The sequence below is a fragment of the Borreliella spielmanii genome (genome assembly GCF_014201705.1).
GTDB classification, from domain to species: domain Bacteria; phylum Spirochaetota; class Spirochaetia; order Borreliales; family Borreliaceae; genus Borreliella; species Borreliella spielmanii.
This window is the reverse complement of sequence record NZ_JACHFA010000001.1, coordinates 121,298-134,587: the sequence shown is the minus strand read 5'-3', so window position 1 is coordinate 134,587 and position 13,290 is coordinate 121,298. Positions and strand designations below refer to the sequence as shown.

Genomic DNA, 13,290 nt, shown 5'->3' with positions numbered 1-13,290 from the left:
TTTCCATTTATTTAGTTATAAGCTCTTTTTCGTTGTATATATTGTGGTTAAATTGTTTAAGTTGTTTTGCAGATATAACACCGGCAACCATTGAGCCGCTTACATTAACAGCTGTTCTTCCCATGTCAATTAAAGGTTCAACAGATATTACAAGTCCAACCAATCCTACTGGAAAGTTCATTGCTGAGAGTACCATTAATGAAGCTGTTGTGGCGCCTCCGCCAGCGCCAGCAGCTCCAAATGAAGTTATTATTATTAATCCAAGAAGTGTGAGTATAAATAAAGTATCTGTAGGGTTGATTCCTTGAGTTGGTGCTAGCATTACTGCAAGCATAGAGGGGTGCAGTGCTGAGCAACCATTTTGCCCAATTGATGTTCCAAAAGAGCTTGATAAATTTGCTATTCCTTCGCTTACCCCTAGGTTTTTAGTTTGAATTTCTATGTTAATAGGTATGGTTGCAGCACTAGATCTAGATATGAATGCAAATGTTAGTGCTGGAGATATTTTTTTTATAAAAGTAATTGGGTTTAATTTGTTTATTGCAATTAATGACATATGCATAAGAAATGTAAAACCTATGGCAATGTAAGAAGCAATTACAAATTCCCCAAGCTTTATTATGCTTGTAATTTCGCTGGTTGCTGTAATTTTTGTCATTAAAGCTAATATAGCATAAGGTGTTAGTTTTAAAATTAAAGTTACTATTCCTAATATTGTGTCTTGAAATGTTAATATTATTTTTTTAAAAAATTCTATTGATTCTGGCTTTTTAACAGATGTTTTAAGTGCGGCTATTCCTATGATAGCTGAGAATATTACAACTCCGATTGTTGAGTTTTTTCTAAGTCCTGCTAAATCTTCAAATATATTTTGTGGAATAAGTTCTGTAATTTTTTTTGTGATTGGTGTTTGATTTAATATTTCAAGGCCTTTTTGTAATTTTTCACCTTGTAAAATTTCGCTGGTTCCTGCTTGCAGTCCTTCTGCTGTTAATCCTAATATTAAAGCAGTGGAAATGCCAATGATAGCAGCAATGCCTGCTGTAAATATCAGTGTTAATATTACAAATAGGCTCATTTTTCCAGCATCTTTGCTGTTGGTTAATTTTATTATTGCAGAGATTATTGATGTTATTATTAAAGGGGTTATAATCATTTTAAGAAGTCTTACGTATCCATCACCTAAAATATTTATCCAATTAATAGTTTCGTTTGTTATAGATGAATTTGCGCCATAAAAATATTGGATAGCCATTCCAAATACTATTCCTAGTCCTAACGATATAAACACTCTTTTTGTAAAAGAGATATTTTTTCTTTTACAAAAATAAACTATTCTTATTAGAATAAGCATAGTTATAATGTTGATTAATGTATATAATATACTTATCTTATCCATTCTTACCTCTTGTATAAGCTTAGTGCATTCTTTTTTAAACTTAAGGATATGTATTTAAAATTAATTAATCTTGCTTTAATATTTTTTTAGAATAAGATCCTACTATTTCATCTTCAAAAATATCATTTTTTAAAATTTGATTTGCAAGAATTTTTCCTAGCTGAACTCCTTCTTGGTCGAATGAATTTATGTTTAATAAAAATCCCTCAAACATTACTTTATTTTCATAATGGGATAGTATTGATCCTATTGTATAAGGTGTTAATTCTTTTGAATATATTAGTGCAGAAGGTCTCTCACCTTTAAAATTTTTATTTTTGTTACTATTTTCTTTGCCTTTTGAGAATGCTATTATTTGGGCTATTAAATTTGCTTTTAATTTATCATTGCTTGAGCTGTTATCGGAGATTACATCTTCTTTAAGCTGTGTTTCATTAAAACCTATGAAATCCATTGGAACTATATCTGTTCCTTGATGAAGCATTTGAAAGAATGAGTGCTGAACATCCGTTCCAATACCCCCCCAAATTATTCTTACAGTTTTGTAGTTTATTGTTTCGTTAAATCTGTTTACACTTTTACCATTGCTTTCCATTTCAAGTTGTTGTAAGTGAAGATAAAAATTTTCCATTGCCTTAGAATAAGCAATTATGCAATTGCTACTGTAGTTGAGAACATTTCTTTCGTATATACTAATTAGTGCTGCTAAAAGAGATGCATTGTCTTTTACGTTTTTATTTAATGATTTTTTGTCAGCCTTATGGGCTCCTTTTAAAATTTCTTTTACAATTTTTTCTGTGAAGCAAAGGGTAAGTAGCGCAAGCCCAACTGCTGATGTTGGAGAAAATCTTCCACCTATTGAATCATGCATAAAGAAATATTCAAGATACCCTTTTTCCTCTAGTGCTAACATGCTGTCTTTTAATGTTATAATGACCATTTGTTTTTTATAGTCTTTTATACCATTTAATTTCAATTTGTTTATTAAGAATTGCATATTAGCCTTGGTTTCTAATGTATTTCCGCTTTTTGAGACAATAATAAAAAGAGTTTCATCAATATTAATGTTATTTAACACTTCTTCTGATTCGTCTGGATCGATGTTTGAAATAAAGTAACCATCCATTAAGGCCAGATTGTGTTTTTTTGCATAATTTTTTATTGAGCTGTAGAGAGCTTTTGGTCCTAGGCTGGATCCACCAATTCCTATTTGAACTACGTTTTTAAATTTTTTACCATTTGCACTTTTAATATTCCCAGAATGGATTTGCTTTGCAAAATTATATATCTTTTCAAGTTCTGATTGGAAAAACTCCCGCATATTTTCTTTATTGTCTTCTATTACGTCTTTACCAATTTGCCCTCTTGTAAGGTGATGTAGGACTTTTCTATTTTCACTAATATTAATCTTTTCTCCATTAAGTATTTCTTTATATTTTTCTATTAAATTTGCTTCATCGCTTAAATTTTGAAAAATTTTAAGGTGGTTTTCATTAATTTGTTTTGAAGCATAATTATAATGTACACTGTCTCCTTCTATTGTAATGTCGTACTCTTTTATTCTTTTTCCAGTTAATGCAGTTTTTAACACCTCTGGATCAATCCTTTCAAGGATTTTAAAGTTTTCAAGTTCATTAAGATTTTTGTAATTTATCATAAACACACCCCTTTGTTATGGTTTAAATTTTTCTATTTTTTTCTTTTCCACATGTTTTTAATTTTTAATATAATAAATTTAAGAAATCTTATTATTGTATTATTTTCAGAATAAATTTTTAAGTAAGCTTCACCTTCGTTTGCTTCACTTTTTGTAAATGATTTTCTAACATTATTCTCATCAAGTTCAATTTCAAGTAAAGTTTTTTTATTTTCAATTGAGATTACCTTTACCTCAACTTCTTTATAGCCTATTTCTTTTAATGCTTGATATCTTCTAAATCCTGCTATCAAATTTTTATTTTTATCTATTATTATTGGATAAATTAATCCATGTTTTATAATACTGTTTTTAAGGTTTTCAATGTCTCCTATATTTTTTCTAATTCTTTTTTTTATTTTTATTTGATCGATATCTATTAACATATTGTTTTAATCCAATTGAATATCTTCTCCGTTGACGTCTTTATTGTTAATTTCCCCATTTTCATTCTCATTTTCATTATTGTTTAAATTTAATTCTTTTATGCTTTGTATTTCTATTGTGTTTTTTTCATTAACAATAACCGAGTCTTTAATTTCTTTAGTATTTTCAATAAGCATTTCATCACCATTGTTGTTATTTATTAAATCTTGTTGTGAATTTTTATTTTCTATTTTATTTAAGGGCTCTTGAGTGTTCATTTCTATTTCATCTTCGTTTTTATTTTCATTATTGTTAATGTTCTCAAGAACATTATTATTGTTTAGGCTTTCAAGATTATTATCAAGGTATTCAAATTCAGGAGTATCAAAATTTATTTCATCGTTATTATTAATGTCATCAATTCCATATATGTTAAATTCTATTGTATTTTTAAATTCTAGTTTATTTTCATAGTATTTTGATTTTTCAATTGGCTGGGTGCCAGAAATAAACAGTTCATTTATTATTTTCTCATCAGCAATTTCTTCTGGCAATAGCCCTGTTTCTGCTTGTACAGGGATACTAATTATTCCTGCGGGTTTTACAAAAACTTTTTTAGGTAAGTTTTTGTGATATTCTGCCATAAATTCTCCCCAACTAGGTCCTGCTAATCCTGTTCCTGTTCCAGATATTCCTAGTGAATAACCTTTTTTGTCAAAGCCAACCCAAAATGCTGTTGTTATATAAGGAGAGTATCCTATTGCCCATCCGTCTGCCCAATTTTGTGTTGTTCCCGATTTTCCAGCAATGTCAGATTTAAAATTTTTAAGATTTGTGTATCTTTGATTTGCTAAGGTTCCGTATTGAATTGTTGATTTCATCATATCTGTGATGATATAGGCAGCTTGAGGAGACACTATTTGAGCTTGATGTTCTTTGTTTTTTATTTTAGCCAATATGCTTGCTTCTTCATTTGCTATTATTCTTCCAGTTCTGTCTTCAATGTATCTTATTCCATAAGGTTCGATTTCGTTACCACTATTTCCCAAAATTGCAAAGGCTCTTGCCATTTGGATTGGAGAAACCGATATTACGCCGAGTGCTAGCGGATAAACTTTGGGAAATGTTTTTTCTATTTCTTTTGGATCTGTTATTCCTAGTAGTTTTGAAGAGTAGTTAATTGCAGAGTCAAAGCCCAGTTTATCTAATATTCTTAATGCTGGAATATTTAAAGACAAGGCCAATGCTTGACGTGTTAAAACGTTGCCCCTCCACTTACCACCATAATTTCCTGGAGCATAAATTTCTCCGTTTTTATTTAAAAATGCTACTGGAGAGTCTGAAAACATTGTGGCAGCTGTTATTTTTTTTAGATCAATTGCGGCTGCAAAATATAATGTTTTAAAGGCGCTTCCAGGTTGGACTTTTGCTTGTGTAGCTCGATTAAATTCGTTGTCTTTAGCATGTCCACTGCCTCCAACCATGGCTCTTATTGCTCCGCTTGTTGTATCTATTGCTATCATTGCTCCTTCAGGCTGTGCAACGAGTTTTGGTGTTAATTTATTTTTGATAATATATTCTTTTGTTGCTGTATCTATTTTATCAATTCCAAGTATAGCTCCAAAGCTTGCAATTAGATCAATATTGTCTTCGTAAAATTTTCTTTTTCTCAGTTTTTTATATTGCCTTCCATTTATTCTTAAATTTTTAATTCCTAATAAATCTGATATTGCATCTACTACAGGGACAATTTCTGAATTAATAATTATTGTTTCAGATGATCTGTTTAAATTGTGCATTGTTCTTGCTTTATTAATCATATCGTTTGTAACTTTATCTGCATATTTTTGTGCTTCAAGGTCAAGAGTTGAATATATTGAGTACCCGTCTTTATATATGTTCGCACCGTCTGGTAAATATTTTAGTATTTTTTGTCTTATGTACTCAGAGAAATAAGGAGCTTGGTCTTTTTTATTTGAAATTGCAGATGTATCAGCCATTCTAGTCCAATCATAATTTTGCCAATATTCATTAAATTCTTTTTCGGCAATTTCGGCTTTTACTATTCCATTTGATACAACTTGGTTTAAAACCGCACGTTGTATTTTTTTTGAGAATTCTGGATTGTAAAGAGGTGAATAAAGTTTTGCATTTGGGAGTTGGATTATCATCATCACGGATTCTGCTGTATTGATTTTATTTACGCTTTTACCAAAAAAGAATTTTGATGCGGCAACTATTCCATAGTTACCGTTTCCAAAATAAACTTTATTAAGGTATTTCTCTAGTATTTCGTATTTTGAGAGTTTTTTTTCAAGTTGGATTGCCCACCATATTTCATTCAATTTTCTCAAAATAGATCTTCTTGCTTGATTTGTGTAGAGAAGCTTTGCAAGTTGTTGGGTTAATGTACTGCCGCCTGAGAAATATCTACCAAGAACAATATTAAATGCGGCTCTAAATATTCCTATCAAGGAAAAACCCCGATGAGAAAAAAAACCAATATCTTCTCGTATTAAAAGTGTATTAATTAAATTGTCAGGCATTTTTCTCAAGGGCATTAATTCTCTATTCTCGTCAGATATAAATTGAGTTATTTGTTTCCCATTAATATCTAAAAGTCTTGAAGGAACTGCCGGGTTTATATATCCAAAATTTTTATCTTTTTGTATGTTTATAGTCTTAGATATTGCTAATGACAGCGTGATAATAGAAAAGCTAACTGTGAAATATGTTAAATAAATAAGTAGTTTATGCTTATTTATTTTTTTCAAATTAAGGCTATTTAATTTCATACTTTTTACTAAAGTATACTATAAGTGTATAAGAATTAATAATGTTATAGTTTGATTGTTATAGTGTAGAATTATTGTTATAATTTTACACTATGTAAGCAGCATTTTTAAGTTTTATTAAATTAAACAGATGTTGTGTGGGTTGGTATTGATATGTCTTTGATTTTAAGAGTAGGTTTATTGATTATTGGTTAAGATTATTTATAACTTGATTGGTTTAAACCAGTTCTAGCGTTGTTTAGTATATTTTATATCCCAAAAAAGGAGAAAGGAGAGGTTTATGCTTTTATCTAGAAAAATAAGAGATTATGGAGCTAAGTATAGGGGCAAAGAAATTAAAATGAGCACAGAGATAAATAGTTTTTTAAATCTTCGCAATACTATTGAGATGAGGATAGGCGATTATTCTGTGCTTGGTGTAATTTATTCTATTTCTATGGATTCTTTTAAGCTTATTTTTCAAGAAGATACTGTATTGCCTGCTTTGGCTAAAAATAAAAATTTAGGCTCTATTCAATTTAAGAAAAATTCAGACTCTAAGAATGGTATATCTTTTTTTCCCTTTTTGTCTGTTAAGCTGTTAAGTGCTTCTGCTTATTCTTCTCAAAATAAAGAATATAATTTATTAACATTGGAATTTTTATCTCCTGTGCCAGAAGAGATTGCTATTAAAGTTGGTAAGCTTCTTGATTTAAAACTTGGGCAAAATCAGAGAATTCATGAGAGGATTATTGTTGATAAAGATTCTATTAGGAAACTAAAAATCGATTCAGATAAAGCTTTTATCAAGTTTAATGGTTCAAAACATAAATGCTTAATAAAAGATTTATCTTACGGAGGCGCTTTAGTAATTTCTTCTTTTGATTATGGGGATGTCAAAGAAGATTCAATTGATTTGATTTTCAGTTTTGAATTTATGGGTGAAGAGATTTTTATTGAGGGAAAGTCAAAAAGTTTAAGCGTTATTCAGACGCCTAATGGAAAGGTTTTTGCGCTTGGCATTGCTTTTGATGAGGAAAAAATACCACTTGAGTATACTATGTTAATCCATGATTATTTTAATTAATCAAAAGATCAAAACTCTTCTTATGTGAAAATTTGTTCGTAAACTTGGTTTAGAGTTTTTTAATTATATTTGGTGGCTTTATTGAGATTGAGAGAGTCCGGTTGTGTGGCATAGTTTTAGACGTTTGCTTTCAGATTAAGTATTTATGTTTATGCTTTTTAAATTTTTAAGCAATAATTTATCAGTATTTTTATTCTCGATTAAATAAACCTATTTGAGCTGGCTTTTTTAATTCTATTGTTTATTGAGTATCCAAGTCCTTCATCTTTTACGAATTCACTAAGAATTTGTTTGTAGCTGCTCTCAGAATTGACTAGCTCTTTGTAAAGATTTTGTGCATATTCTTCAAGAGTATTAAATACTTTAATATTTTTTTTATCCCACAAAAAATTAAATAAATAGGATTTTAGAGTGGGTTTTGTAATAAGTATTTTTGTGTCTTTGTTTAAATACCTTCTTATATTGTCTTGACTTTTAAATAAATAGACAGGAATTTTTGGTTTGTAATGCTCTATTATATTCCCAGGTGATTTTTCAAGCTCTATTTTTGTTTCTGCGTAATTTACTGTATATTTTCCTTTAAGCTCTTTTTCTAGCATTTTTTTTGTGATTGCGCCCGGTCTTAATATTAATACGTTATCTTTTAGGTCAAATCCAATCACAGTTGATTCGATTCCAATATTAAAGTCTTTGTTTTCTGTTTTTATTATTCCCCTTACAAGTCCATTTAATTCTTTTAAGGCCATTTCGAAGCTTGTTGAGCTTGGCCTTTTTGATATATTTGCAGATGGTGCTGCTATTGGGACTTTAGATGCTTTGATTAAGTTTAAAGCTATTTTATTTGCAGGAATTCTTATTGCTACAGTGTCTAGATTACCACTTATAAATCTGGATATTTTTATTGATTTTTTAAGAACATAAGTTAAAGGGCCTGGGCTAAACTTTTTGATTAGCATTAGAGCACTTTTGGGAATATATTCCGATAATTCTTTTATTTTTTTTACTGTGTCAACATGTACTATTAAAGGATTTTCAATGGGTCTTTTTTTTACTAAAAAAATCATTTTTACAGCGTCTTCATTGTAAGCATTTGCGCCAATTCCATAAACCGTTTCTGTTGGGAATATAACAAGCTCTCCCATTTTGATAAGCTTTGCTGCTTTTTGTATTTGATTACTGCTAATTATTTCTGTTGATATCATTTTCAGACTTTTTTCTTTTTATAATTAAATCAAAAAAAATACAAATAAGCAATTTATGAGCTTAATTGTTTATTGAAATATGTTTTTATATTATAATAAATTTATGAGAAATTTAATTGATGTCACCATAAGAGATAATAGAAAGTTTGTCTTTCTCTTTGTATTTTTTTTTGTTGCTTCTCATATAAATTCTGCTACAGTAGGCCTTGCTTCATGGTATGGTGAAGCTTTTCACGGCAAAACTACTGCTAATGGTGAAAAATTTGATATGATGGCTCTTACTGCTGCTCACAAAGAATTGCCTTTTAATACTGCTGTAAGAGTTACTAATCTTTTAAACAATAGATCAGTTGTTGTAAGAATTAATGACAGAGGTCCTTTTAGGAAGGATAGAATAATCGATTTATCAAAACATGCTGCTGAGAAGCTTGATTTTTTAGGAATAGGAGTTGCTCCTGTAAAGATTGAAGTAATTGAAAGTGTGAATGAAAAAAGACCTTCTGTATCAAAATCTAGTGACTTTAAAAAAGTATTTAATACTCCTAATATTAAAGAAGAAAAGAAGACCAAGCAAGCAAAGGAGAATTTTTCTGTTGAAAGTGAATCTTCAAATTTATTAGTAGATTCTTCAGTTTCTACCGACAAAGAAACAGATTTTTACATACAAGTTGGATCTTATAAAAAAAAAGATTATGCTGATAGGGCTTATAGAATATTAAAAAAAGCAGGTCTTTTTGTTGTAGTAAATTCTCACGGACCGTTTTATACTGTTTTTATTCCTACTAATGCTGATGATGTTCAAAGAAATATAGAGCTTATTAAATCTGCTGGATATAAAGATACTTTAGTAAGAAAAACCAAAGTTCCAGGTGAGAGTCTTGTTATGGATTAATTTTTTTAAATTATTTTTTTTATCAAAATTGTTTATTAATTTTTTGAAATTTTATTATCATGGCATTTATTGCCAATTCTTTTGTTGTAGTTTTTATTCTAAAAATAACAATGTTATTTCTAAAAATCTAAATCTATTAAACATAAACAACTGTTTTGATTTGCTTAAATTTACATTTTATTATTATATAGTCATTTTATGAAGTTTTTATTTAATATTCCTCTTCCAGTTATGATTTTAGCTCCAATGGAAGATGTTACAGACTCTGTTTTTAGAAATTTAATTCATTTAATAGGATCTGGAGAAGGAGAACCGCATATTTATTTTACTGAATTTATTTCTGTAAAGGGAATTTTAAATAGATCAAAACAATCTATTCAACATATTTTTTTAAAACCCAATGAACTTAATAGACCTTTAATTGCTCAAATTTGGGGAAATATTCCTGAGCAATTTTATAGAGCAATAGAAATATTAGGGGGCATGGGGTTTTGGGGAATTGATATTAATATGGGTTGTCCTAAGAATAAAATAATTAAAAAAGAGGTTTGTTCAGCTTTAATTAATAATAAATCTTTGGCTGGAGAAATAATTCTAGCAAGCAAAGAGGCTTGCTCAAAATTTAATTTGCCTCTTAGCGTTAAAACCAGGCATGGATTTTCATATCCAGAAGTTGATGATTGGTTAGGGTTTTTATTGGGCTTTGGAATTGATATGTTAACGGTTTATCCAAGACTTGCTGTTAATCAGAGCGAAGGTCCTGTTAATTTTGATATTTTTTATGAACTTGTTAAGTTGCGAAATAATATTAGTCCCTCTACGTTGATTATTGGCAATGGGGATGTTTTAAGCCTTAAAGATGCTAGATATTATGTTGATAAATATTTAATTGATGGGATTATGTTTGGTCGTGGAATTTTTAAGAATTTAAATTTATTTAAGTTCTCTTCGAAGCACTTTTTAGATAATAATTTAAATTTTAGGTTAAATATATTAAAATTCCATATAAAGGATTTTCATACTACTTGGGGATTTGGAAAAGATTTTAATAAACTTAAAAAATATTTTAAGATATATTTTACTGAGAAAGAAAGACAGAGTAAATATTTCTCAAATCTTATAAATTCAAAAACCCATGATGAGCTTTTTGAAAATTTAAACGTTATTGATATGGTAGGAGATTTTGAAAACAATGAACTTTAGACCTCTTGAAAAATATGATCCCAAGTCATTTGAAGATGAAATTTATAACAAGTGGCTTAAAAATAATGTTTTTTTACCGGATAATTCTTTATTTGAAAAATTTAGTATGGTTGCGCCTCCTCCCAATGTTACTGGTGTATTGCACATGGGGCATGCTCTTAATTTTGTTTTACAAGATATTCTTGTAAGGTATAAAAGGATGAAAAAACACAATACGTTGTGGCTTTTTGGGACAGATCATGCAGGAATAGCAACGCAGGCTGTTTTTGAAAGACATCTTAAAAATATTGGTAAAAGTAAGAATGATTTTGAAAGAGAAGAGCTTGTTCAAGAAATTTTTAAATTAAAAGATAAGCATAGAGGTGTAATTGTTGATCAGATAAAAAAACTTGGTGCGTCTTATGATCACTCAAGAGAAAGGTTTACCCTTGATGAGGGTCTTTGTGAGGCTGTTAATAAGGTTTTTAAGGATTTATATTCTAAAGGGTTGATTTATAGGGGTGAGTATCTTGTTAATCTTGATCCTGGGTCTGGAAGTGTTGTTAGTGATGAAGAGATTGAATATAAAGAAGTTGATGGCAAGCTTTATTTTGTTAAGTATTTTATTGACGATTCTTCTTTTATTGAGATTGCAACAACTAGACCTGAGACAATGTTTGGAGATACCGCTATTGCTGTTAATCCTAATGATGAGAGATATAAGTCTTTAGTTGGCAAAGAGGTCACAATTCCTTTGACAACTAAGAAGATAAAAGTTATTGCGGATTTTTATGTTGACAGTGCTTTTGGCACTGGGGCTTTAAAAGTTACTCCCGCACATGATCCTAATGATTTTGAAATTTCAAAAAGACATAATATTCCCAAGGTCAATATTTTAACTCAAGATGGAAAACTTAATAAAAATGTTCCTGTGCAATATCAAGGATTAAGGATGAAAGATGCGAGATTTAAAATAGAAATAGAATTAATGGAAAAAGGGTTTTTACAAAGTGTTAAAAAACATAGGCAACAGGTTGGGCATTGTTATCGATCAGGCGAGGTTGTTGAACCTTATTTGTCTACTCAGTGGTTTGTGCGTATGAAGCCTTTGGCAGACAAAGCTTTAAAGGCTTTAGAGAATGGCGAGTTAAGATTTTATCCTAAAAAGTGGGAAAATACATATAAATATTGGTTGTCAAATATTAGAGATTGGTGTATATCAAGACAGCTTGTTTGGGGGCATAGAATACCAGCTTGGTACAATATTGATACAGCTGAGCTTGTTATTAGTGATACCGATCCTTCTTTAGATGAAAAGAATATAGGCAAGAGGTTTGTTCAAGATCCAGATGTTCTTGATACTTGGTTTTCTTCTTGGCTATGGCCTTTTTCTTCTCTTGGATGGCCTAATGATACTAGTGATTTTAAAAATTATTATCCAACAAATACCTTAATTACAGCTTACGATATAATATTTTTTTGGGTTGCAAGAATGGTAATGGCAGGATTAGAATTTACAGGTCAAATCCCTTTTAAAGATGTTTATATCACACCTCTTTTACGTGACAAGCAAGGTAAAAAAATGTCAAAGTCTTTGGGTAATGGAATAGATCCTCTTGATATTATTAATGAGTATGGAAGTGATTCTTTGCGGTTTACTTTATCCTTTTTGTCTGTTCAAGGTCAAGATTTAAATATTGATTTTAAGGATTTTATGCTTGGAGCTAAGTTTGCAAACAAAGTTTTTAATGCTTCCAAATTTATTCTTTTAAATTTGAAAAATAGAGAAATATTAAATGATTTGGAATTTAACGACATCGACAAATGGTTGCTTACAAGCTTGAATTCAACCATTCTTGGCGTAGAGTCTTCTTTTGCAAATTATAAATATAATGAAGCTTCAAAATTTGTTTATGAGTTTTTTTGGAATGATTTTTGTGATTGGTATATTGAAATTAGTAAAATTGATCTTAATAGTGAAGATGTTAACATTCAAAATATGGCTATTTCCAAGTTGCTATTTTTTCTTAAAAAAGCATTGTTAATTTTACATCCTTTTATTCCTTTTGTTACAGAAAAAATTTATTCTGGATTTTCAAAAAAGGGGGATATTTTAGCTTTAAATGAATATCCAAGCTTTGATATTACTAATAATTTTCAAGAAGAATTTGAAAGCTTTAAAGTATTTAAAACTTTCATTGTGGCCGTTAGAACACTTAAGAGTGAATTTAACATATCTTCTAGTATTGAGATTGATGTCGCTTTGAAGTTTGATGCTGACTTTAAATATGTGGGATATTTTCAGGCTAATGAAAGCATTGCAAAAAGAATGATTAATTTTAAAAATATATTTTACAATAAAAATTGCGACGGTATGCTTGGTGTAGCCGTAGTTGGTTTTGAAATTTATGCAGATGTTAAGTCATTAATAGATAAAACTAAAGAGTTAATAAGGCTGGAAAAGCAACTTGAAAAGTATAAAATGCTTAAGATTTCTGTTTCCAAAAAACTTGAAAATAAAAATTTTTTAATGAATGCTCCTGCAGAAATTGTTGAATCTGAAAAATTAAAATTTGCAGAATTTTCTTCTTTAATTAATAAGATAAATAGTTATATTGTTAATTTAAAAAATCTGTAAATAAAGTTGAAAAATTATTATGTAGTTGAATTTGTTATACACAGCTTTTCAGCA

General features: G+C 29.3%; 9 protein-coding genes. 4 read left to right on the top strand and 5 right to left on the bottom strand.

Annotated features, from left to right (window positions below; genetic code table 11):
• Positions 1 to 7: 7 nt before the first annotated feature.
• The 4 genes from HNR35_RS00580 to HNR35_RS00565 form a co-directional block, all read right to left on the bottom strand.
• Positions 8 to 1,399: an L-cystine transporter gene (locus HNR35_RS00580; RefSeq protein WP_183223263.1), complete on the bottom strand. Its 1,392-nt coding sequence runs from the start codon at positions 1,397 to 1,399 to the stop codon at positions 8 to 10.
• 64 nt (positions 1,400 to 1,463) lie between these two features.
• Complete coding sequence (locus HNR35_RS00575; RefSeq protein ID WP_183223261.1) at positions 1,464 to 3,056, bottom strand: glucose-6-phosphate isomerase; 1,593 nt, start codon at positions 3,054 to 3,056, stop codon at positions 1,464 to 1,466.
• A gap of 32 nt (positions 3,057 to 3,088) precedes the next feature.
• Positions 3,089 to 3,481 (bottom strand): ParB N-terminal domain-containing protein, encoded by a 393-nt coding sequence (locus tag HNR35_RS00570; RefSeq protein WP_183223259.1) that lies wholly within the window; start codon positions 3,479 to 3,481, stop codon positions 3,089 to 3,091.
• Between the two features lie 6 nt (positions 3,482 to 3,487).
• A complete protein-coding gene (locus tag HNR35_RS00565) occupies positions 3,488 to 6,256 on the bottom strand; it encodes a penicillin-binding protein 1A (protein WP_006433804.1) in 2,769 nt (922 codons plus the stop codon).
• A 280-nt stretch (positions 6,257 to 6,536) separates the two neighbouring features.
• On the opposite strand from HNR35_RS00565, the gene plzA reads away from it, so the two are divergent.
• Positions 6,537 to 7,322 carry a c-di-GMP-binding receptor PlzA gene (plzA, locus tag HNR35_RS00560; protein WP_183223257.1) on the top strand — a complete coding sequence of 262 codons (786 nt, stop codon included), beginning with the start codon at positions 6,537 to 6,539 and terminating at the stop codon, positions 7,320 to 7,322.
• Between the two features lie 200 nt (positions 7,323 to 7,522).
• Here the strand turns inward: plzA and HNR35_RS00555 are convergent, their stop codons facing one another.
• Positions 7,523 to 8,524, bottom strand: coding sequence for an L-threonylcarbamoyladenylate synthase (locus tag HNR35_RS00555; protein WP_183223255.1), 1,002 nt, complete (start codon positions 8,522 to 8,524; stop codon positions 7,523 to 7,525).
• Positions 8,525 to 8,627: 103 nt separating this feature from the next.
• Here HNR35_RS00555 and HNR35_RS00550 point away from each other — a divergent pair, with 103 nt between their 5' ends.
• From HNR35_RS00550 to valS, 3 genes are all read left to right on the top strand, one after another.
• Complete coding sequence (locus HNR35_RS00550) at positions 8,628 to 9,416, top strand: septal ring lytic transglycosylase RlpA family protein (protein WP_183223253.1); 789 nt, start codon at positions 8,628 to 8,630, stop codon at positions 9,414 to 9,416.
• Between the two features lie 198 nt (positions 9,417 to 9,614).
• Positions 9,615 to 10,619 carry a tRNA dihydrouridine synthase gene (locus tag HNR35_RS00545; protein ID WP_183223251.1) on the top strand — a complete coding sequence of 335 codons (1,005 nt, stop codon included), beginning with the start codon at positions 9,615 to 9,617 and terminating at the stop codon, positions 10,617 to 10,619.
• Positions 10,609 to 13,236 (top strand): valine--tRNA ligase, encoded by a 2,628-nt coding sequence (gene valS / locus HNR35_RS00540; protein ID WP_183223249.1) that lies wholly within the window; start codon positions 10,609 to 10,611, stop codon positions 13,234 to 13,236. Before HNR35_RS00545 ends, valS begins: the two co-directional genes overlap by 11 nt.
• The last annotated feature ends 54 nt before the right edge of the window (positions 13,237 to 13,290 follow it).

Bases quoted from the DNA above. Each gene is read 5' to 3' on its own strand.
- HNR35_RS00580 (WP_183223263.1), bottom strand. From the start codon at position 1,399: ATGGATAAGATAAGTATATTATATACATTAATCAACATTATAACTATG.
- HNR35_RS00575 (WP_183223261.1), bottom strand. From the start codon at position 3,056: ATGATAAATTACAAAAATCTTAATGAACTTGAAAACTTTAAAATCCTT.
- HNR35_RS00570 (WP_183223259.1), bottom strand. From the start codon at position 3,481: ATGTTAATAGATATCGATCAAATAAAAATAAAAAAAAGAATTAGAAAA.
- HNR35_RS00565 (WP_006433804.1), bottom strand. From the start codon at position 6,256: ATGAAATTAAATAGCCTTAATTTGAAAAAAATAAATAAGCATAAACTA.
- plzA (WP_183223257.1), top strand. From the start codon at position 6,537: ATGCTTTTATCTAGAAAAATAAGAGATTATGGAGCTAAGTATAGGGGC.
- HNR35_RS00555 (WP_183223255.1), bottom strand. From the start codon at position 8,524: ATGATATCAACAGAAATAATTAGCAGTAATCAAATACAAAAAGCAGCA.
- HNR35_RS00550 (WP_183223253.1), top strand. From the start codon at position 8,628: ATGAGAAATTTAATTGATGTCACCATAAGAGATAATAGAAAGTTTGTC.
- HNR35_RS00545 (WP_183223251.1), top strand. From the start codon at position 9,615: ATGAAGTTTTTATTTAATATTCCTCTTCCAGTTATGATTTTAGCTCCA.
- valS (WP_183223249.1), top strand. From the start codon at position 10,609: ATGAACTTTAGACCTCTTGAAAAATATGATCCCAAGTCATTTGAAGAT.